Genomic DNA, 249 nt, shown 5'->3' on the forward strand with positions numbered 1-249 from the left:
TTGGGAGAAAAAAAGGCACAGCAAAGCCGTAAAGACTGTGCGTGGCACATCTCAAGTTTTATTGTTGCTAAGTTTTAGTCGTGACGAATTAAAGCCTGAAAAACCTATAGCTCATCAAACTGCTTTAAATTGATTTAAGTTGTGTCGAGATAGATTTTGACAGTGACTGCCAATAATTTATGAATGTGCATGGGCCAACTCCTTCTTTTGGGAGTTCTGCCAAAACATTATAAATTATGGTGGCAGAAC

Source organism: Acinetobacter sp. V2 (assembly GCF_001188385.1).
GTDB classification, from domain to species: domain Bacteria; phylum Pseudomonadota; class Gammaproteobacteria; order Pseudomonadales; family Moraxellaceae; genus Acinetobacter; species Acinetobacter oleivorans.